The sequence below is a fragment of the Mangrovivirga halotolerans genome, from assembly GCF_026241165.1.
In the GTDB taxonomy this organism is placed as follows: Bacteria; Bacteroidota; Bacteroidia; order Cytophagales; family Cyclobacteriaceae; genus Mangrovivirga; species Mangrovivirga halotolerans.
The window spans coordinates 67,298-87,043 of sequence record NZ_JAPFQN010000005.1 but is presented as its reverse complement, the minus strand read 5'-3'; the positions used below and the strand labels follow the sequence as shown (position 1 = coordinate 87,043).

Genomic DNA, 19,746 nt, shown 5'->3' with positions numbered 1-19,746 from the left:
ACTTATTAAGATTCCTGCATTTTATGTGAGAATTTTAGAATAATAAATTCAGCTGGCCTTACTACTGCCATTCCAATTTCTACATTCATAAATCCATTGAGTATATCCTCAGCAGTCATTGTTTGGTTTAACCCGACTTTTACATAAAAAGCATGTTGTGGTTTTTCACCTGCTAACGCACCTTCTCGCCACTGGAGAATAAGAAAATTTTCGATCATGGTTTTAACCATGGTCCATGTGTTCTTATCATTGGGTTCGAATACAAATCTTCCTGTAGCCTTTTTTATTGATTCTTCAGCGAAATTGAAAAATCTTCTCACAGGAACGTATCTCCATTCATTATCATTTCCAGCGAGAGTCCTTGCTCCCCATACCAGGGTTCCTCTACCAGTAAAGGTTCGAATAGCATTTATCGATTTTCCTGAATTAGGATCGATGTTTAAACCATCCTGAAAATCATTTGTCACTTTTATAGTCGGGCTTTCAATATTTGAAATGCTTACATTCGCCGGGGCTTTCCATACTCCTCTGTCATTATCAACCCTTGCATAGACTCCGGCCACCGCACTACTTGGAGGCAAAGTAACCTTAAATTGGGTCACATAGCTTTTAACTGCGACATATACACTATTAAAGTCTTGAGCAATATTTTCAGTAGTATCATCCAAGGTCACGCCTCCGGTAATACTGGTTGGTATAGTAACTGAAGTTGTTCCCGTTACATCTGTTCCTGTTGAATCCAGAATTTTTACTGTATGTGACGTAATTGTAATGGACGAATCATTAGTTAAAAAAGGATATGAGGTCTTTAGAAATGGATAGTAAGCAGCTCCATATTTAATAATACTTAGATCACTTAAAATTGGAGTTCTAAAATTAGTATCGATATCCGTCATTGATTTGTCATTTGGCACATCAATAACTGTCACTCTGTCTTGCAACTTATTGCATTGTTTTAATGCCGCATTTATGATATCTGCATAATTACCCTCATATACTGCACCTGGTGATGCAATAATTGTTGGCTCATCAAATTCTTCTAAAGTATTAACAGCATTAATAAATTTTGTTGACGCAGCTGAAACGATATAACAAGGCCCCCCACCATTGGCATAAAACAGTTGTATAGCATAATACAACAAATCTGAACCACTGGGTGGTGATGGTGGAGATCCTGTTAATGTAACTTTGGTTGATAATAACCGCAGCGGTTCTTCAGAATATTCCTGAACAACATCTACAGCAAAGGCTTGATTTGAAGAACGACCGAAAATTTGTTCGAATTCCAATAGGGATGTTATTCTTTTCGGAACATCAATCAATGTATTACTTTCAGCATCGGAAGTCTTTTTAGTTATTCCTATAAATGCTGGTATTGCTGTTTCCACTGGTGCCACCGAAGGTGGAAATGTGGGTATTTCTTCAATATAAACTCCTGGTGTACTCATATTAGTATGGTTATAATTATCTTGGTTTAAATCTTATTTCATAAACATTTCCTGACGGATCCGCGTTTTCCTGAGAAGTTTCCCAGTAGATATCTACAATTCCATTAAATTCTTGTTTTACTAATTCATTATCTAGATATATAGTCCTGGCAGCAGGTTGACCACTGTCTGTCTCTAGTAAATAAGGTCCTGCCTGATTAATATATGAAGCTTGTTGCAGTAATGGATCGTTTAATTTGGTTCTAACATTGATTAAACCCAGTGGATTTTCAATAGCAACTGATTGAAGTGTATTTGTTGGATTAAATTTTTCCTTAATTCTATATTCTGTTGGAGTTGGTGCGATTGACATATCAGTATTTACAGTGAACGTCACTGGCAACATCTTCATTGAATCACTTACATTCACTTCCGAACCCTCTGTTAATACTTCCGTCGGCCCATTTAAAATATTCCCGTTATTATCGAGGTTATCAAAATAAAGTTGAGGAACAACATCAAAATCTGGCTCATAAACTTTAAAGAAATTAAGGTCAGAAATAATCATTTTAAAATTGAAACGTGTTCTTTTGGTGATCGGGGCAATAACAGGGTCTGTAGCATAAGGATTTCTTTGATAAAATATATCAAATCCGCCTATCCTGGGTTTGAATACTAATCGATGTTGATTTAAAATCTTTTTGCATTCATTACTAGGACTAAAGAAAATCGATTGCAAAGGACTTGAATCAGAAGTATTAATTGTTCTCACCTTAAAAAATTCTATATATGATATTGTAAAGCTCATTTCATTCTGTAGGTGAAGTATTAACTGATATGGTATTAATGGCAGGCCCTTCTAAATCAATATCACGTTGTAGTTTAACTAATCGTAACTTGTACATAACTGAAGGGAAATGATCACCGCCCAATACACCCCAAATATGGTTTAGCTGTTCAAAATTCAAACTGAACAATTCCAGCATTATTTTTTCCAGATTATCAGGGAAGGGATTTGCTATACGTTCATTTTCTGATGAAAACCAATGCCTGTTTTGAAAAACTTCTATCGTGTCAGACATGCGCTGTACACTTTTGGTATATGTTTCAAATTCAAATGCAAAAAAAACGAATAAATTTAAATATACAGGAGGCTCCTTATACCTGATTTGGTTGTTAACATTAATATAGTGAGGGGTGTTTTTTAAAATACCTTCTTGCTCCACATTAAATAAAGATATATAAAGCCCCTCTTTATTTTCTGCTTGTTTTAAAACCTGAAGATTTTCAATAATTACCTCATCAGAAGTTAAGCCTAACTCAAATACTAATTCTTCTCTAATATAATTTAATGCGTCAAGTATCATAATTACATTTTTTCAAAAATCAATTGAAAATCACCTTCATCAATCATGTTCTCAATTATTGGCAAAAGGTCATTTTTGGTTATGTTTTTAACTATCACTAAATTTTTTGACCAGAAATATTTTTTTGCCACATTCTTGCTATCATTAAATTCTTTTTCAAATTCTTTTTCCAGTTCAGTGACACATATGAAATTCGCGCGGTATTTAAATCCAGTCCCTATCTTAACTATTACTTCTGTATTTAAATGGTTAAAATCTACAGTTTGATTAGCACTTTCTTGTGACAAATAAATTTTATCTATGGTCATAAACGCTTTGTGTAATACGCCTTATTATTTCTAAAATAGCATTAGTAATAAATGATTGTCAATGAATATTTGAGATTGGGTAAGGTTTCCGGAATCTTCGGTATTAATCATAGAACTAACGGTGTCCGGTATATGAGTAGGTTGTAAATAAAGAAATTAACTTATGCAAATTAATCGTTATTAAACGATTTTAGTGTGCAAAAAAATACTATTAGATATGATTCATCAGGGAAAGAAATTCAATCTTTCTCCTTCTAGCTAATGGAACTGGTTTAGAATTAGCATTAAAGAACAAAAAACCTTCTTTAGTATACTTTTTTACAAATTTCAAATTGATTAAATGAGATTTATGACAACAGAAAAAACCAAGATTCAATAGAATTTTTTTAAATTCACCAATATTATAAGAGCTTATGATATCGGTTTTATCGGTTGTGATGATCCTCGTACATTTTTGTAATCCTTCACAGCGAACAACCTTATTAGTATCAATAAATTCGATCCCTTCAATTGTGGGAACACCTATAAGTCTGTTATGTTCAAAATTTGGTGGTGCATTTTCTTTATGAAGGTTGATTTCTGATTTTATTTTTTCAAATGCACATTGAATAGATAAGCCGACTTCTTTAATGTCTAATGGCTTGGATATAAACCCACAAAAATTATTTCTCAAAGCATGAATAGCATCTTCCTGATTGCTTGAAATTGAAATTATTTTACAAGAGGACAGGTCAGTAAAAAGATGACCGAAATCTTTAAATATATTAGAATCAATAAATAATAAATCAACTGCTGGATGAGTAATTTCATCTATGGATCCTGAAATTTCACTTAATATGCCAATATTATTAATTTGTGGAAATAGATTTTTTATCCATAAATCCAAAATAATTGAATCATCTTTATTTTGATCAATAATTATAGAATTTAGCGATGTAGTTGAAGTCGATTCACTCTTTTCAAATTTCTGATAACTCCGATCATGATTTAACTCAAAAATAATCTCTGAAATATGGTTCAAAGAAATATTTTCATCTCCTTTAATGTGTGATGATTTAACATTTGACATTATCCTACTTTACTTTGGTTTTAATAATTTCAGATACATGTTAGGACTTTATAAAACTTTTCAAATCTCTCCCTTTAAATTTTATGGTACCGAGTATTTTAAATTCAGAAAGTTAAAATATTTACAAACTAGCTTAACACATGTTATTAACATTAAAAGTCTTAAATATATAACTTCGAAGAAATACCCAAGTTTGGGTATTTTGTGTTCAAGTTTTTTGACAGAGCATATTATTTAATCAAGAGGAAAATTGACAAGAATTATTTTTAAATAATTTCCTGGTAACCTTTATAAAATTAGAATCACTAAGCTATAAAAGAATCTAAAATTTTATTAGTTTATAATATGATTTATTCGGTTTTAAAATTTAGAAGGTGGCTATATAATAATTAAATAAGATTCTTAATTACTAATCCCTTACTTCTACCTTAAACTAAAACTATCCAGCCATGAAAAGAATTATATGTTATTCACTTTCAATTATCTTTATATTGATACTGATTTGGGGATGTAAATCTTCCGGATCATCAGCGACTGATGATAAGGATGTCATTAAGATGTCTCTTGCTACACTAAACATCAAATCACGACCATTGGACCTTGGTAATATTGGCCAGGTTTACCGTCTTCAGAATCCCCCACCCGAAGAGACTCGCTTAGAGGTAAAAAATGATATAAGTAATAAACTTTTACCAAAAACAATAAGACTTTTCAGGTATGTAGAAAGTGACAATCTTTGGGTCGAGATCAAAGATTCTTATTATGATGCAGAAAAAAATGAATTAGTAGGAAATAACTTAAAACCAGGTCTTTACACAGCTAGCGGTTGGTCTTCAAATCCTGCAGCGAATGCCATGCAACGAATGATCTATGATTTGAGTAAAGGATTTGAACCAATATTCAATGAAGATCAACTATATCAGGATCGCGATAATAGTGATCTGGATATTGATTATCGAACTACAATTGTTCAAAACTGGATCAGTTATAGCGTGAATCTAAAACGAATTACTTGCGAAACCATAGATAGTGAAGAATGTGATGATTCTTGTGGCAGATCAGCTGGCAGAACCAAATTAAGTTCATGCCCTGAAGAATGCCCTGAACCTGAATGCTGTGAATGCATAGAGTTTACCTGGCCTGAAAAGATTTTGATACCGGTTAGCTTTCTGGATATCCAGGATATTCCTCTCCCAAGACCAATATGTCCTTATGGATTAAGCTGTCCAACAAATTCAGATAATTCAATCATTAAACCGACATTAGACGTTCCTGATTATTCATTCATGAAGGATCTTGGAATGGCCAGACTAATTAATGATGCAGCATTGAGAGACAACTTGCATCAATTGACCGAGGTGATTATCGGAAAAGAATATCCGGTTCCCCCACCCTGGCCTAATTATAATTAAATTACTCATATTTATAAAAAATAAAAATGCTCCGCTGCTTAACGGAGCATTTTACTTTAAAAATTAGTTGATAACTTTTCCTAAACCATTACCATTTGGAGCATGATACTCAGGGTAGAACCAATCGGGGACATAAGGATTATACCCTGTATTTTCAACTTGAATCAGAATAAGGTCGGGCCAGTAAAAGGAAGTTCTTCCAATTTCTTCACCATCCATATTATACCACCTTTCGCCTTCTATATAATCAGTACTTTTACTGGCAATTAGTTTTCTCATTTGAGTCCAGCGTTCGCTTCCTTCACCCATCGAATATTTAAATACGATCCAGGCATTTGAATTCACCCAGGTTTCAGGATAGATTCCATCTTTGGAAAGAAGATCATTATTCCATTTCATTTGAAGCTCACAGTCAAGTAAGAAGGGGGGCATCATAAATTGAAAATAATCAAATTGACTTAATAACTCATTCCAATACTCAATACCTTCACCCTGGTATGGCGGATAATGATAATGTGGCATATCCTTAAACAAAGGATCACTCATGAATACATTAATTAAATACCCTTTATAGTGTTGAGCATTTAAATTAAAACCCCATTCATCTGTTCCTGTAATTTTTGCGTTCAGATTCTCTGGTTGATGCATCGCTCTTACATCCATTTGTCTGGCGGGTACAATTTCTTCAGTTTCCTGACAAGAAAACATGAATGCCATTAGACAAGTCATTCCGAAAATAATTTTTATGTTTTTCATGGTAAGGTATTTTGGATATCTGCATATACCCAATTTCGTTCAACCCCCCGGATTGTTGTTAGTAATTTTGTGGCAATGAATAACAATTATGGAGCTTTAAGCTTTATTAGCTCAATTTTTATTTCTAGATGACTTAAAACATTAATTTTCAGTCATCAACTTATTGATTTTTGAAGAGACGTTGTGTGGGACCGAAAGTACTTCTTGTTTTGAACTTGAATAATAGAAATTGAATTCTTCCCTATTATTTACCAATATTTGAATGCTTATTTTAAAGGAATCAAGTTGTTGTTTAATTGTTCCTGAGATTATGATGAAATCACCTGAAGTATCGAAAGATTCGGTAATATCTATTTCTAAATCATCAATAGAATGTATACTATAATTCAGAAAATCAAATTGTTCACTGTATGTGTTTAATTCATCCTTCATTGCACTACTGAAGCCTTTGGAAAGATAATCATATTCTCTATTTTCAGATTCTACAGTAATAGGTAATATGTAAACGTTAACATTTCTTTCATTTTCATCAAAATAGCTACCTAATAGAAGGAAGACAATAATTAACAGTGAAAACCCAATAACAGAGGAAATCCAATATTTATTTGCAGGGAAAGATTTATCAGCTGGATTTAGTGTTAAGATAGTGGACTCAGACTTTTTAAATGTACCCGGAGTTATTCCATATTTTTCATGAAAGCATTTATCAAAATATGACAAACTTCCAAATCCAGTGAGGAAGGCTATTTCCGAAATATTAAGATCACTATTTTTGAGTAATTCTTTAGCCTTGTCAAGCCGGACCTCTTTGATAAAATGGCTTGCTGACGCTCCTGTAATGGCCTTAATTTTTCTATTTGTCTGAGATCGACTTAAATTAAGCTTATCAGCCAGAGATGAAACGCCAAAACCTTCATCTTCGATGTTATTTAGGATTATATCCCGCGCCCTATTTATAAAATCATCATTGACCATACCTGATGGATCATATTTGATTAAGGTACTTTCATATTAGTTAAAAATATATGACAAATGTCAATGCTTGAGCTGATGTTAAATGGAGACGAAATAATTGTGAAATTTCATTTAGTTATTATGCCTCTTCCTCTTATTCTTTTGGCCGACATGTACAGCAATCATAAATTCCAGCAAGTATTAATGCGATTTTTAACTATCTGAAATTCTGGATGCTCACGCACATGATCGAGAATTGAAGGAAATAGATATCGAATAAGTAGCGTTGGCCAGGGTTTCCAGTCATTACATCTATTAAGTAAAGCAAGTGATTGCTCTATATCTCCATTGGCTGCTGAAACTACCGCTAAGGTTAAATTATCTTTGTCAATATCGTTACTTTCGGCTTCTCCATCCATCTTTAGAAGAAGCAGAGTTTTAATCAATTCGGGACCTCCGGGTGCCCATTCGACTGCTATATTACCTAATGCTTTTTGAGAAGCATTATATTCACCTAAATGAAATAGAATAATACTGTGATAAAAATCTACAGTTGTCCAGTCTGATTGTAGTTCTTTTCCTTTAATTACATAATCAAGAGCCAGGTTTGTTTTTCTGTTAATCAAACAAGAAAATGCCAAATTAATATTAGCCTCAGGAGAGAATGGGTCAAGTTCAACTGCTCTTTTACCACTTGACATCGCAATATCTGGCTTTCCAATTAACTGGCTATTCCAACTCAACTTATTATGGGCATTCGCATAGCCGGGCCTTAGTTTAATCGCCGTATGAAGACTTTTAGACGCTTCAGTTCCTTTTTGATAACTATTCTGAAGAACTCCTAACGCAGCGTGGGCTTCTGCCAGATCAGAATCTATTTGTATAGCTTCTTTTATTAGTTTTTCAGCACAGGGAAGAGTTTCTTCAGCTGGTAAATACCCATAACCAAACAAACCAAGTACAGCAAAAGCTTTACCTACCCTGGCAAGTGCAAATTTTTCATCCAGGTTCATGGCCTGATCAAAATGGTCCATCCCTCGACGCATTCCTTTTTCTGTTCGCTGCTCAATGCATGCCCATCCTTGCATATACAGTCGATAAGCTGTTAAATTATTAGTGGATTTCTTTTCAACTTGTTTTTTCTCATTTGGAGTTAAGGTGGTCTCAAGTGCTGAGGCAATTTGTTTTGTGATATCTGATTGTATGTCAAACAAATTGGTAGCATTGAGTTCTCCCTGAAAATTATTAGACCAAATTTGACGGTCTGTTTGTGTATTTACGAGCCAAACACGTACCTGAACCAAATCTTCAATTTGTTGCACACTACCTTCGACAACCCAATTCACATGCAATTCTCGTGAAATCTCACTAAGGCTAACGAGTTTATGTTGATATTTAAGTACCGATGTTCTGGAAGTAACTTCTACTCCTGAAATACTTGAAAGCCTCGTTAAAAGGTCATCATGAATTCCCCGGGTAAAAACCTTTGCATCTTCTTTCCCTAAGGTTTCAAATGGAAGGATCGCCAGACCTTTCCGTGATGACTTTAAATCTCCATTAGATATTTTATGATTAGACCGAATAGAATCTGTTAAATTAATAATTTCAGTAGAAGGAGTTATTCCCCAGTCTTCATAAGCTTCTTTTTCAAATTGCTTAAATAGCTTTAATGCTTCTGACCTTTTTCCTTCCTGATCCAGAATTTGAAGCATTCTTATATAGGCAGCTTCATCAAAATCAGAAAGATCCAGTGCTTTCCTGGCCCATTCAATACGGTAATCACCGCTAAACTTTTCAGATAATTTCCAGGCTGATTGAGCAGCTTTTTCCCGGAAATAATTTCTCATATTATCAAGCCAGGTAATATATTCATTTGACACATTTCCCGGATGAAACCCTATAAGGAGATCTCCATGATATAAATCCAGTGCTTTCAAAAATTCATTTTCTTTTACCGCTTCCTGAAATTTCAATGCATCACACCAGATACTTTCTTTGTTAAGCCTGATTTCCTCATTACCCCGATTATCGAAAGCATCCTTTCCAAGAACACTTCGTATTTGGTGAAGCATGTTACTTAAAGAATTTCGAGCAGCATGTTGAGATAAATCTGGCCAAAATAATGATGTGAGCCTGTCTCTGCGATAAAAATGGTCTGGATGACCTAAAACAAGATAGATCAAAAGTCCCAGTCGTTTAGGACCAGCAAGAAAAGACTGGCTATAATTACCACTATTGTCTAATAACAATAAATTCCCAAGAACATGTAATTCATTCATCTCTGACTCCTCTTACTTTAATCTAATAAATAATTAGATACATACAAAAAAAGTCTTAGATGAAATCTAAGAGTAAACTAATATTTAACAAAGACCTGAACATTAGAATTGCTAATAACAAAAAACTATAATCAATTATTCTATCACCAAACCCGTTTAATAATGAATACGATACGATTATACAACCTTACAGGCTGGATCTTTTTAGCAGCCCTATTTTTAATTTCTTGTCAGGAAGAATCCATGGTCAACCCTGGAAATCCTGAATTAAAAGGCCTGGCTAATGCAAACGATAATGCCAGAGATCAAGCTTATCTCCAAAAAAATTCCTTGGAGATGACTGTTTTTCATGATGAAGGAACAGGCGAACATGCATATAATTTTAGTACCCAAGAGGTCGACGCTGGCTGGGTAACCATGAAGCTTGTAAATCCAACTCACTCAGATCACTTTGCATTATTTTACCATGTACCTCAAGAGGCAATTGAAGCTGCTGAAGCAGCAGATCTGTCAATTAAGGACTATTGGCACCAGGTAATCACTACACCTTTCCAAGATGAATTTAATCCATATATCCAGGGAAATATAGATTATGGAACATTTGTCAATAATCTTGTTGGAGAATTATTAGGTGTTGCGCCATGGTTTTTTAATCCCGGAGCTGCTGTAGTTGGAGGTCCTGGGATAACAGCTGGTGGACATGTGAGTCAAACTTCTGTGTACCTTGAACCGGGAACATATATTGCAGAATGTTACATAAAAGATGACGACCAGCTTTTCCACTCTTATACAGGTATGTTAGAAACACTGGTAGTTTCCTCTTCGTATGCAGATGTGAAAGAACCAAAGCCTTCAATTGATGTTACCGTTTCTTCAATAGACGGTATTCAACATCCTGAGACTATCCGTCCGGGTAAGCATACAGTGGCAATCCATTATTTAGATCAAACTACCTATTCTAATCTTGTCGGGCATAATGTTCAGTTAGTTCGATTTGATAATGGATATGATACTTCACTACTTAATGAGTTAGGATTATATATGAACTGGTCAACAGTAGAAGGTTTAACTGTTCATTCACCTGAAGGAACCACATTTATGGGAGGGTCGATGGAAATGTTATCAGGAACAGCATATTACTATGTTAACTTAAAACCGGGTACTTATGCCTGGATTGCTGAGGTTCCTGATTCTGCTTCAAAAGGAATGCTTAAAGTATTTACTGTGCCATCACCAAACTAATAACTAAATAATGAGCCACACAAGTGACCATGATAATTTCATGGTCATTTTTTTATTTACATTAGCAATTTCTCTATTAATTTGAATTTGATATGCGCTTTACTAAGATCTCAAAATAGCATTAATAATATCAGATTTGAATATCAAATCCATGGATCAGGATCAATCTAAGTCCGACATATAAGATTAAAATAGCTGTAAGGATACCAATAACTCTCATATCTAATTTTTTATTGGAAATATAAGATCCCACCAATCCACCAAGTACAACTGCAATAATCAGGTTGATTACCAGATCATAATTGATTACAAAAGTTCCAGCTACTGTCAATCCTATAATACCTGATATTGAATTAACTAAAATAAATACTGAGGCTAAAGAAGCTACTACAAGTGCATTTTTCCAGTTTAATAAATTGAGTGTCGGAGATAAAAATATCCCGCCACCTATACCAGAAACACCGGATAGAAATCCTATCACTCCACCAAGTAGAAATTTCACCGATTTTGATAATTCTTTTGAATTCAGGTCTGTTCGTATATATTTCAACACCATAAATATACCGGCAAGTAGTAAAGCAGACCCCAAAATAATGAAAAATGTACTTTGGGTTAATTCCACCGTTGCACCCAGGTAAGCCATAGGAATGCTGAAAAGAAAAAAAGGCCATACCAATTTCAGCTTAAGCACACCATTTTTAATAAACATGATTGTTCCAATAGATACCACACAGGCATTTAAAACCAAAGCTGTGGACCTGATTTCGTAAAAATCGGTTAATAGCAGACTCAAAATAGCCAGGTAGCTGGATCCGCCTCCAAATCCTACCGAACTATAGAATAAGGCCACAAAGAAAAATATAAATGGAAGATATTCTAATGCCATTTCAAAAAATCATATAGCAACTAATTTCGTCTCCTTTTTTAAAGCGGGTTTCCGCATCAATGTATGCTAAGGCATTGCCAACTGCTAAAGAATGAAGCATTGAGGAACTCTGACCATTTAATACTTCAACTTGATTGTTAAATACTTGTGCTTTTAAGAATGACGGGCGGTCAGATTTATTTTCAAAATCATGGGAGATCGGTAGTGAAAACTTATCCAATCCGACTTCCTTCATACCACTCAGTTTTTGTAAAAATGGTAACACATAGATATAAAAACAACTTAATGATGAGGCTGGATTTCCTGGTAGGGCGAACACATATTTATTTCCTTTCTTACCAAAGTAAAGAGGCTTACCCGGTTTTTGGTATACCTTATAAAAAAGCTCTTCTACCCCGTTTTCTTCCAGGGCTTCTTTCACAAAATCATAATCTCCGACTGATATTCCGCCACAAAGAATTAATACATCTGAGACTTCAAGCTTTTCTTTGATACCTTTTTTTATCGCCTCAAAGGCATCTTTAATATGGATCCTGGTCTGGCATAAGAAACCAAATTGCTCACAGGCTGATGAAATTGCATAGCTATTTGATTCATAAATTTGTCCTTCCTGTTTTGGCTTTCCTGGCTCGATCAGCTCATTACCTGTAGTAATCAGATTGATCTTTGGCTTGCTAAATACCCGAACCTTTTCTTTCCCAAGACTACCGATCAATCCGATACCTGCTGGTGAAATGGTATAATTCTTTTCAAATACTATCTGACCTTCTTGTAACTCCTCTCCTTTTCGCCTAATACACTGTCCTTCAGCTGGTTCCTGATCTAGTATTAGTTTACTTCCTTCTACATTAGTTTTCTCCTGCATCATAACAGCAGTTGTATTTTCCGGCACCTTTGCCCCAGTAAAAATTCTTACTGCATGCCCGTTGTTCAAGGAGATATTTCCAGTATCACCTGCAGCTATTTCTCCAACAATCTCATACTCTTTTGAAATTCCACATAATGCGTATCCATCCATTGCTGAATTATCAAAGGAAGGGATATTAAATGGCGCAATAATATCTTCTGCCAGTGAGTAACCCAGGCTGTCATTCAATGGAACTAATTCTGATTCAAACTCTATGTTTTGGTTTGAGATAATCGTTTGTGCTTCTTCTATTGTTACCATTATCCACCTATTGATATCATTGATCTGTTTTTCTCATAATGCTCTGCATCCATCTTAACATCCATTCCGTCACGGGAATATTTTTTGGTCTTTATTGCATTGATTATAAGCTCCTCCATTTCTTCTCCATTACGAAATGGAGTAAGCAGATCGGTTTCTGAATTAGCAAACAGGCAGTTCTTCATTTTCCCATCGGCTGTTAACCTGATCCTATTACATTCGCTGCAAAATGGATTAGTTATCGTACTGACAATGGCGAAACTGCCAATATGACCAGGGACTTTGTAATTGTTGGATGTACTGTGTTTCGGGTTTACGAGTTCTTCAACTTCACCAAATTTATGAGACACGGTATCCAGTATCTCTTGCTTTCCAACACCTTTGCTCCAATCCCATTTATTTCCTTTAAAAGGCATAAATTCGATGAACTTAACGGTTAAATTTTTATGCCGGGTGAGTTCTACAAAATCATTGATTTCTTTATCGTTCACTCCTTTGATCAACACAAAATTAAGCTTAAGCTCCATATCCATTTCAAGAGCTTTTTCCATGTTTGTCATGATCCGGTCAAAATAATCTCGTTTAGTAATGAAGACCGAATTGACTTTATCCAGTGTATCCAAACTGAGGTTTATTTTATTTAATCCTATTTTTTGAAACAGATCGAGGTATTTATCCAGGAGAATACCATTGGTAGTGATCTTTAAGGTCAATCCCAGTTTTGACAGTTCTTCAACAAGATAACCGAAATTTTTCCTGACAAGCGGCTCTCCACCGGTCAGGCGAATGGTGTCAACTCCCAGAATACGAAATATAGCAGAGAGAGCAATGATCTCTTCAAGACTCATGATATTAGGTTTGTCCATAAGTTGAATTCCATCTTCCGGCATACAGTAGAAACATCGAAGATTGCACCGGTCTGTCAGTGATATTCTGAGGTAGGTGTGTGGTCTTCCAAATTTGTCTACTATTTTCTTGTTAGTCATGTCTTTTCCCTTCTATCACTTTATAAACATGTAAAATATGTGGAAAAACTGAATCCATACATTCTACGGCTCCTTTAGTAGATCCGGGCAAAGCCAAAACCACTTTACCGTTCTTCATTCCAGCGACTGATCTTGACAACATAGCATAAGGCATCCGTTGTTGACCATAGTTTCTCATCTGTTCTTCCACCCCTTTTAACCTGAGGTCAAGCAATGGCTCTATCGTGTCAGGAGTTACATCTCTTGGCCCTACGCCAGTCCCCCCGGTATAAATGATCATATCTGCTGTATTTTCACTCAGAATGGATCTGATCGATTCAGGGTCATCAGGTATAATTGATTTTTTAGCCTCTATACCAAGCTCAGCTAATTTTGAAACAATAGCTTCACCTGCCTTATCCACTCCTTTGCCTTTTGATATTGTATCGGAGCAAACTACCACATGAGCCTTTAATCCATCGGCATTGATTTTAAACGACGATTTGCCTCCCTTTTTCTTTTCCAATCTGATCGCGCCAATTTCCACGTTTTTATCAATGGGTTTTAGCATATCATACATTGTCAGCGCAACGATACTGGCTCCGTGCATTGCTTCAACTTCAACACCAGTCTTATAAATTGTCTTTACAGTCATCGAAATGTGTATTTCTAATCCTGATATTTCAAAATCGATACCTGTATACTCTATGGGTAGAGGATGGCAATCTGGCAATAGATCAGGTGTTTTCTTCACTCCAAGTAAACCGGCTGCTTTCGACATTTCGAAAACATTACCTTTGGGCACAGTATTTTCTTTTATTCGATCTATCGTTTCCTGACTACTGGTTTTCACCACTGCCAGGGCAGTTGCTTCTCTTAGCGTTGTAACTTTATGTGTTATATCAATCATTTATTTACTTTCCATTGATGGGTTTCATCTTCGAAAATTTCCTTACCGAAAATGGGCACTCGGGCCTTGATTTCTTCTACCAGATAATTACATGCTTCAATAGCTGTTTTTCGATGAGCAGATGATGTAAAAACAAATAGACATAATTCCCCTGCTTTTACTTCTCCAAGACTGTGATAAATATGAGCACAAGTCATATCAAATTTAGAAAAAGCAGCTTCCCTGATTTCGTGAAAAACCTGCTCAGCCATATCCTCATATGCAGTATACTCAATAGAACGCACTTCATTACCATCTATTTCATCAGCTCTAACCTGCCCAAGAAAGATACTATGCGCACCAATATTGGTCTTTGATTGATGATTTGCTATTGACTGAGCTATCTTTTCCGGGGGAATGGCTCCCTGTATAAACACTTTTTTTGTTTTTTTCTTATCCATTTATAATTGTTTCAATTCCACCTTCAACATTTTTTAAATTATGAAATCCGAAATTCTCTTTAAGTAAATCAATTGCTTTCAAACTTCTGGATCCTGATTGACAAAACACCAGTACTTCCTGCTCATTTGGTATTTCTTCAAACCGTTCTTCTAACTTCCCTAAAGGAATATGAATGACATTCTCAGAAACCACCGTTGGTAGTTCGAACTCTTCTCGCACATCAAGGTAAATCCTCTTTTTATCTCCTATCTCACAGTTTACCCTAACAGGCTGGATGCCATTTACTTTTATCAACTCAATTTCACCCGGTTTTGCTTTAATAGTTAAGGTTTGTTCGGTACCTGAAAGAATATTGATCAATTTCAATTTACCGGAAAGCACATTACCAATATCAAGTAATACTTTAAGTGCTTCAGCTGCCTGCATTGTACCCAATATTCCCGGAGTAACTCCCAGTACTCCTGTAGCTTCACAACTAATGTTTTCACGGGTTGGTGAAGGAAACAGGCATCGATATGTTGGACCATTACGGTAATTAAACACTGATATTTGCCCCTCATTTTTATAAATTGATGCATAAATCCAGGGCTTTCCGGTCAGGATACAAGCATCATTGATCAGGTATTTGGTTTCAAAATTATCTGTTCCGTCAATGATCAGGTCAAATTGACTAAACCACAATTTGGCATTTTCAATATTCAATGATTCTTCAATAGGAATTAATTGCACCTCACTATTTAGCTGCCTCAATTTGTTTACTGCAACAAGCGCTTTGGGTTTCCCAATATCAGATTCAGTATATAAAACCTGACGATGAAGGTTGGTTATTGAGACCTTGTCGTGATCCATTAAACCAATTTTACCAACACCTGCTCCGGTGAGATATTGCGCAGCAGGACATCCCAAGCCTCCAACACCAACGATTAATACACTGGCCTTATGTAGTCTGGCTTGTCCTGAGGATCCTACCTCATTAAGTTTTATTTGTCTTTCGTATCTCATTACCCTCCTGCAAAAGGTGGTAAAAATGCCACCTCATCACCTTCATTTAATTCGACTGATGATTCTAAATCCTGATTTACTGCAAGTTGAACAGACTCAGGATCAGGAATCTGGTACTTTTTGATTTGCTGATCTTTCAAATCAGATACAGACATTCCTTCTGAGATTTCCAGAGTCTCTTCATTTTTGCCTGCAGCTTCGGCGATCATCCCGAAATATTTAATATTAATTTTCATTGTTATTCGTACTGTTTTAATCGGTCGACATCAACCTGGGTATCTACATCAAATATTCCTTTATCAAACTTCACTGTCTTGAATTCAAAATTATCCCTGTGGATTAATTTTTTCGCTCCCTGGTCACCACTAAGCTTTTCAAGATCTTTAAATACATCTTTAGAAAATATGGCAGGTACTCCGATTTCATTTTCATACTCTGAATAGGTAGCATGATTTTGCCCCTTTAGCTGTACTTCAATAAGGTTGATCAAATTATTTCTCTCAATAAAAGGTTGATCTGACAGCAAAATCACCACGTGTTCTAATTCAGGATCTACATCCTGTGCTGCTTTCAAACCTGACCGGATACTTGATGCGATTCCTTCATTCCAATTCTCATTAATTACTACTTTAAAATCGGTAGTATTGATCTGTTTCTTAATTTCATCTGTTTCTGCTCCCAATACCAAAACCTTAACTCTTAAAGGAATAGAATCAGTAACATCGATTACATGTTGAAGCAAAGGTTTTCCATGAAACTGAACCAGTTGTTTAGGAAACCCCAGCCTGCTGGATGATCCAGCTGCCAGTATTATCACTCCTATTATGTTATCCTGCTTCAAACCCTGGCTTCTTTAAATTGATTATCATTTTTATCGTGTATCGGACCATCTTTTTCTTTAAGTGGCCTGGCATTATTTCCTGTAAGCACTGCTTGTATTTCTGAAAGAATGGAAAGTCCTATTTCGGCGGGAGTCTCTGCCCCGATCTCCAGTCCAACAGGTGCATGAATTTTATTTAAAAATGACTTCTGAAGATCAAAACCTTCATTTTTTAGATCTTCAAGCATACGATTATACTTTTTTACCGGTCCTAAAATCCCGATATAGGGTATTTCTTCCTGATTGATCAATAATTTCAGCACAGCCAGATCATAATTGTAATTATGGCTCATCAACACAACACAACTGCGATCATCTAATGATATATTATTAAGTGTTTCTTCGGGCTTTGTGACAATAACCTGGCAGGAAGAAGTAAAGCGGTTTTTGTTAGCATGGGTAGGTCTGCCATCAGTCACAATAACTTTCCAACCTAATAGTTCCGCCTGTTGGGATAAAATTTGGGCATCATTACCGGCTCCAACTAAAATCAATTTTATCGGAGGCTGATAAACCTGAATAAATAAATTGCCTTCGGAATCTTCAGTAGAAATTTCCACAAAATAAGGACTATTGTTTTTAATAGCTTTCACTGAATGTTCAAGAACAAGACCTTTCAAATCATCAGGACTATCATTTCCGATAATCGTTGAGTCATTTGTTACCAGCATAGTCGTACCAAATTGTTCTTTGGACTTATCCAGATTGAATCGAATAATGATTGCTAATGATTTATCCTGTTCTGCGGCTATATTCAGTAGCTCACATGGATTATAATGCTTTTCATAATCTATCGGTTCAAATAATACCTGGATAATGCCATTACAACCTAGCTGAGCTCCGATTATTACATCATCTTCATTGCTGGTGTCATAGGTTATTAATTTATTTTCCTGTTGATTTAAGGCATTCAAAGCCTTTCTTAAAGCATCACCTTCAAGACATCCACCACTGATTGCACCAGTAATATTACCGAAGGCATCAACCAGCATTCTTGCACCTGCTCTCCGATAGGACGAGCCTTCTACATGAACGACAGTAGCCAATACACTTTCTGTCCCGTCACTCTTTAAGGAATTATACCTGGATAATATTGCATCGATCTCTCTCATACCGCTGAGACTTTTAATTCATCGACAGCTTTTCTAATTTCTTCAGCAGCGTATTCAACTTCTTCTATAGTTGTATTTCTTCCCAAACTGATTCGAATTGATGATAACGCCAACTCATCACTTAATCCCATTGCCTTTAATACATGAGAGGGCTTCAAGGTATTAGCACTGCATGCAGAGCCTCTTGATAGCGCAAGTGTATTTAGTCTTCTTAATAAATTTGATCCTTCAATATTTTCAAATGATATATTGATAGTATTCGGTAGCCTTTTAGAGGCTCCTGAATTTAATTTGGCACAATCAATATTTAGTAATTGATTTTCCAGCTTGTTCCGCAATGACAATATTCTTTCATTTTCCTCTTCAAGATCAGTTAAAACCACCTCTGCAGCATTGGCAAAACCGACAATTCCCGGAACATTCAAGGTTCCCGGTCTCATACCATATTCCTGACCGCCACCATAAAAATGAGGATCAATTTTTAGTTTATTACTTTTATTAATGAACAGAGCACCCACACCCTTTGGTCCGTAAATTTTATGGGATGAAAAGAAGGCTAGATCCGGATCAATTTCCTGTAAATCCACGGGTATTTTACCTATAGCTTGTGTAATGTCACTAAGTAACTTCACTCCTTTACCATGAACAACATCACTGATATCTTCAATTGGGTGAATAAGTCCTGTTTCATTATTCGCCATCATTAGGCAAACAAGGATCGTTTGAGAATTGATAGAATTTTCTAATTCTTTAATATCAATATTCCCCTCCCTATCGACATCTAAATAAGTGAGATCAAAGCCCTGTTTCTCCAAATTCTGCAGTGTATCTAATACCGCCTTATGCTCTGTTTTGCAGGTGATAATATGATTTCCATTTGATTGATTTGCTTTACAATATCCATGGATAGCAATATTAGCAGCTTCTGTAGCCCCCGAGGTAAAAATGATTTCTGTCGGATTGCAATTCAACAAGTCTGCTAATTGTTCCCTGGCTAATTCTACTGCTTCATCTGATTCCCATCCAAAAGAATGGTCACTACTAGCATTACCATAGATCTCATTGAAATAGGGCAACATGGATTCTAAAACCTCTGTATCAACAGGGGTAGTTGCATTATAATCAAGGTATATTCTATTTCTTCTTTTCATTGTTTCGTTATGTATGCTTGTATATATCGACAAGCTAAATATAAGGCTTAAGACTAAACTTAAGCCTTATTATCTATTTCAACATTTTGGTTAATTCATTATTTTCCATGAGAAGTTCATTAATCTTCATTTGAAGGTTTTCAAACTCCATCATTACTTTTTGTCCATGAGAAGTCACTTCAGCACCACCTCCATGCTGACCTCCTTTTTTAAGAATAACCATAGGTTCGACAGAATGCTGATTGAGTCTTTGAACCATCTCCCAGGCCTTTTTATACGACATATTCATTAGACCGGCAGCCTTGGATAATGATCCTTCACTTTGGATCCCTTTCAACAATTGATTCGGACCCGGACCAAAGAATCGTTCATTATCTTCTTCTACCCAGCATTTGAATTTTATGACTTTATTCATTT

Annotated in this window: 21 protein-coding genes; 2 read left to right on the top strand and 19 right to left on the bottom strand. The window is 35.5% G+C overall.

Annotation, left to right across the window (positions count from 1 at the left end):
• Window positions 1-5: 5 nt before the first annotated feature.
• The 5 genes from OO013_RS08325 to OO013_RS08305 form a co-directional block, all read right to left on the bottom strand.
• Complete coding sequence (locus OO013_RS08325) at window positions 6-1,448, bottom strand: phage tail sheath family protein (protein WP_266056327.1); 1,443 nt, start codon at window positions 1,446-1,448, stop codon at window positions 6-8.
• A 16-nt stretch (window positions 1,449-1,464) separates the two neighbouring features.
• Window positions 1,465-2,235: a hypothetical protein gene (locus OO013_RS08320; protein ID WP_266056326.1), complete on the bottom strand. Its 771-nt coding sequence runs from the start codon at window positions 2,233-2,235 to the stop codon at window positions 1,465-1,467.
• A gap of 1 nt (window position 2,236) precedes the next feature.
• Window positions 2,237-2,794 (bottom strand): Pvc16 family protein, encoded by a 558-nt coding sequence (locus OO013_RS08315; RefSeq protein ID WP_266056325.1) that lies wholly within the window; start codon window positions 2,792-2,794, stop codon window positions 2,237-2,239.
• A 2-nt stretch (window positions 2,795-2,796) separates the two neighbouring features.
• Window positions 2,797-3,102 carry a hypothetical protein gene (locus OO013_RS08310; protein ID WP_266056323.1) on the bottom strand — a complete coding sequence of 102 codons (306 nt, stop codon included), beginning with the start codon at window positions 3,100-3,102 and terminating at the stop codon, window positions 2,797-2,799.
• Window positions 3,103-3,313: 211 nt separating this feature from the next.
• Window positions 3,314-4,171: a LytR/AlgR family response regulator transcription factor gene (locus OO013_RS08305; protein ID WP_266056322.1), complete on the bottom strand. Its 858-nt coding sequence runs from the start codon at window positions 4,169-4,171 to the stop codon at window positions 3,314-3,316.
• A 449-nt stretch (window positions 4,172-4,620) separates the two neighbouring features.
• On the opposite strand from OO013_RS08305, the gene OO013_RS08300 reads away from it, so the two are divergent.
• A complete protein-coding gene (locus OO013_RS08300) occupies window positions 4,621-5,583 on the top strand; it encodes a hypothetical protein (protein WP_266056321.1) in 963 nt (320 codons plus the stop codon).
• A gap of 63 nt (window positions 5,584-5,646) precedes the next feature.
• Here the strand turns inward: OO013_RS08300 and OO013_RS08295 are convergent, their stop codons facing one another.
• The 3 genes from OO013_RS08295 to OO013_RS08285 all read right to left on the bottom strand — a co-directional run bounded on the left by OO013_RS08295 (window position 5,647) and on the right by OO013_RS08285 (window position 9,572).
• A complete protein-coding gene (locus OO013_RS08295; RefSeq protein WP_266056320.1) occupies window positions 5,647-6,339 on the bottom strand; it encodes a hypothetical protein in 693 nt (230 codons plus the stop codon).
• 141 nt (window positions 6,340-6,480) lie between these two features.
• On the bottom strand, window positions 6,481-7,314 hold the full coding sequence (locus tag OO013_RS08290) for a helix-turn-helix domain-containing protein (RefSeq protein WP_266056319.1): 834 nt from the start codon (window positions 7,312-7,314) through the stop codon (window positions 6,481-6,483).
• 161 nt (window positions 7,315-7,475) lie between these two features.
• A complete protein-coding gene (locus OO013_RS08285) occupies window positions 7,476-9,572 on the bottom strand; it encodes a BTAD domain-containing putative transcriptional regulator (RefSeq protein WP_266056318.1) in 2,097 nt (698 codons plus the stop codon).
• Window positions 9,573-9,734: 162 nt separating this feature from the next.
• Here OO013_RS08285 and OO013_RS08280 point away from each other — a divergent pair, with 162 nt between their 5' ends.
• The gene (locus OO013_RS08280; RefSeq protein ID WP_266056317.1) at window positions 9,735-10,814 is read left to right on the top strand and encodes a hypothetical protein; all 1,080 of its coding nucleotides are present in this window, start codon (window positions 9,735-9,737) and stop codon (window positions 10,812-10,814) included.
• A 130-nt stretch (window positions 10,815-10,944) separates the two neighbouring features.
• Here OO013_RS08280 and OO013_RS08275 read toward each other — a convergent pair whose 3' ends face one another.
• The 11 genes from OO013_RS08275 to OO013_RS08225 all read right to left on the bottom strand — a co-directional run bounded on the left by OO013_RS08275 (window position 10,945) and on the right by OO013_RS08225 (window position 19,744).
• Window positions 10,945-11,700 (bottom strand): sulfite exporter TauE/SafE family protein, encoded by a 756-nt coding sequence (locus OO013_RS08275; RefSeq protein WP_266056316.1) that lies wholly within the window; start codon window positions 11,698-11,700, stop codon window positions 10,945-10,947.
• 1 nt (window position 11,701) lies between these two features.
• The gene (locus OO013_RS08270) at window positions 11,702-12,868 is read right to left on the bottom strand and encodes a molybdopterin molybdotransferase MoeA (protein ID WP_266056315.1); all 1,167 of its coding nucleotides are present in this window, start codon (window positions 12,866-12,868) and stop codon (window positions 11,702-11,704) included.
• Window positions 12,868-13,854, bottom strand: coding sequence for a GTP 3',8-cyclase MoaA (moaA, locus tag OO013_RS08265; protein WP_266056314.1), 987 nt, complete (start codon window positions 13,852-13,854; stop codon window positions 12,868-12,870). The genes OO013_RS08270 and moaA overlap by 1 nt, the downstream gene beginning before the upstream one ends.
• Window positions 13,847-14,743, bottom strand: a complete 897-nt coding sequence (moaCB, locus tag OO013_RS08260) for a bifunctional molybdenum cofactor biosynthesis protein MoaC/MoaB (protein WP_266056313.1) — start codon at window positions 14,741-14,743, stop codon at window positions 13,847-13,849. Before moaCB ends, moaA begins: the two co-directional genes overlap by 8 nt.
• Window positions 14,740-15,183, bottom strand: a complete 444-nt coding sequence (locus tag OO013_RS08255) for a molybdenum cofactor biosynthesis protein MoaE (protein ID WP_266056312.1) — start codon at window positions 15,181-15,183, stop codon at window positions 14,740-14,742. Before OO013_RS08255 ends, moaCB begins: the two co-directional genes overlap by 4 nt.
• Window positions 15,176-16,186 (bottom strand): HesA/MoeB/ThiF family protein, encoded by a 1,011-nt coding sequence (locus OO013_RS08250; RefSeq protein ID WP_266056311.1) that lies wholly within the window; start codon window positions 16,184-16,186, stop codon window positions 15,176-15,178. The genes OO013_RS08255 and OO013_RS08250 overlap by 8 nt, the downstream gene beginning before the upstream one ends.
• Window positions 16,186-16,422 carry a MoaD/ThiS family protein gene (locus tag OO013_RS08245; protein ID WP_266056310.1) on the bottom strand — a complete coding sequence of 79 codons (237 nt, stop codon included), beginning with the start codon at window positions 16,420-16,422 and terminating at the stop codon, window positions 16,186-16,188. The genes OO013_RS08250 and OO013_RS08245 overlap by 1 nt, the downstream gene beginning before the upstream one ends.
• A gap of 2 nt (window positions 16,423-16,424) precedes the next feature.
• A complete protein-coding gene (locus OO013_RS08240) occupies window positions 16,425-17,027 on the bottom strand; it encodes a nucleotidyltransferase family protein (RefSeq protein WP_266056309.1) in 603 nt (200 codons plus the stop codon).
• Window positions 17,024-18,178: an XdhC family protein gene (locus OO013_RS08235; RefSeq protein WP_266056308.1), complete on the bottom strand. Its 1,155-nt coding sequence runs from the start codon at window positions 18,176-18,178 to the stop codon at window positions 17,024-17,026. Before OO013_RS08235 ends, OO013_RS08240 begins: the two co-directional genes overlap by 4 nt.
• Window positions 18,175-19,329, bottom strand: a complete 1,155-nt coding sequence (locus OO013_RS08230) for a cysteine desulfurase family protein (protein WP_266056307.1) — start codon at window positions 19,327-19,329, stop codon at window positions 18,175-18,177. The genes OO013_RS08235 and OO013_RS08230 overlap by 4 nt, the downstream gene beginning before the upstream one ends.
• 73 nt (window positions 19,330-19,402) lie before the next feature.
• Entirely contained in the window at window positions 19,403-19,744 is a 342-nt protein-coding gene (locus OO013_RS08225) for a winged helix-turn-helix domain-containing protein (protein WP_266056305.1), read from the bottom strand.
• Between the last annotated feature and the right edge of the window lie 2 nt (window positions 19,745-19,746).

What these genes read in the sequence shown, in the direction of transcription:
- OO013_RS08325 (WP_266056327.1), bottom strand. Translation starts at nt 1,448, where the DNA reads ATGAGTACACCAGGAGTTTATATTGAAGAAATACCCACATTTCCACCT.
- OO013_RS08320 (WP_266056326.1), bottom strand. Translation starts at nt 2,235, where the DNA reads ATGAGCTTTACAATATCATATATAGAATTTTTTAAGGTGAGAACAATT.
- OO013_RS08315 (WP_266056325.1), bottom strand. Translation starts at nt 2,794, where the DNA reads ATGATACTTGACGCATTAAATTATATTAGAGAAGAATTAGTATTTGAG.
- OO013_RS08310 (WP_266056323.1), bottom strand. Translation starts at nt 3,102, where the DNA reads ATGACCATAGATAAAATTTATTTGTCACAAGAAAGTGCTAATCAAACT.
- OO013_RS08305 (WP_266056322.1), bottom strand. Translation starts at nt 4,171, where the DNA reads ATGTCAAATGTTAAATCATCACACATTAAAGGAGATGAAAATATTTCT.
- OO013_RS08300 (WP_266056321.1), top strand. Translation starts at nt 4,621, where the DNA reads ATGAAAAGAATTATATGTTATTCACTTTCAATTATCTTTATATTGATA.
- OO013_RS08295 (WP_266056320.1), bottom strand. Translation starts at nt 6,339, where the DNA reads ATGAAAAACATAAAAATTATTTTCGGAATGACTTGTCTAATGGCATTC.
- OO013_RS08290 (WP_266056319.1), bottom strand. Translation starts at nt 7,314, where the DNA reads ATGGTCAATGATGATTTTATAAATAGGGCGCGGGATATAATCCTAAAT.
- OO013_RS08285 (WP_266056318.1), bottom strand. Translation starts at nt 9,572, where the DNA reads ATGAATGAATTACATGTTCTTGGGAATTTATTGTTATTAGACAATAGT.
- OO013_RS08280 (WP_266056317.1), top strand. Translation starts at nt 9,735, where the DNA reads ATGAATACGATACGATTATACAACCTTACAGGCTGGATCTTTTTAGCA.
- OO013_RS08275 (WP_266056316.1), bottom strand. Translation starts at nt 11,700, where the DNA reads ATGGCATTAGAATATCTTCCATTTATATTTTTCTTTGTGGCCTTATTC.
- OO013_RS08270 (WP_266056315.1), bottom strand. Translation starts at nt 12,868, where the DNA reads ATGGTAACAATAGAAGAAGCACAAACGATTATCTCAAACCAAAACATA.
- moaA (WP_266056314.1), bottom strand. Translation starts at nt 13,854, where the DNA reads ATGACTAACAAGAAAATAGTAGACAAATTTGGAAGACCACACACCTAC.
- moaCB (WP_266056313.1), bottom strand. Translation starts at nt 14,743, where the DNA reads ATGATTGATATAACACATAAAGTTACAACGCTAAGAGAAGCAACTGCC.
- OO013_RS08255 (WP_266056312.1), bottom strand. Translation starts at nt 15,183, where the DNA reads ATGGATAAGAAAAAAACAAAAAAAGTGTTTATACAGGGAGCCATTCCC.
- OO013_RS08250 (WP_266056311.1), bottom strand. Translation starts at nt 16,186, where the DNA reads ATGAGATACGAAAGACAAATAAAACTTAATGAGGTAGGATCCTCAGGA.
- OO013_RS08245 (WP_266056310.1), bottom strand. Translation starts at nt 16,422, where the DNA reads ATGAAAATTAATATTAAATATTTCGGGATGATCGCCGAAGCTGCAGGC.
- OO013_RS08235 (WP_266056308.1), bottom strand. Translation starts at nt 18,178, where the DNA reads ATGAGAGAGATCGATGCAATATTATCCAGGTATAATTCCTTAAAGAGT.
- OO013_RS08230 (WP_266056307.1), bottom strand. Translation starts at nt 19,329, where the DNA reads ATGAAAAGAAGAAATAGAATATACCTTGATTATAATGCAACTACCCCT.
- OO013_RS08225 (WP_266056305.1), bottom strand. Translation starts at nt 19,744, where the DNA reads ATGAATAAAGTCATAAAATTCAAATGCTGGGTAGAAGAAGATAATGAA.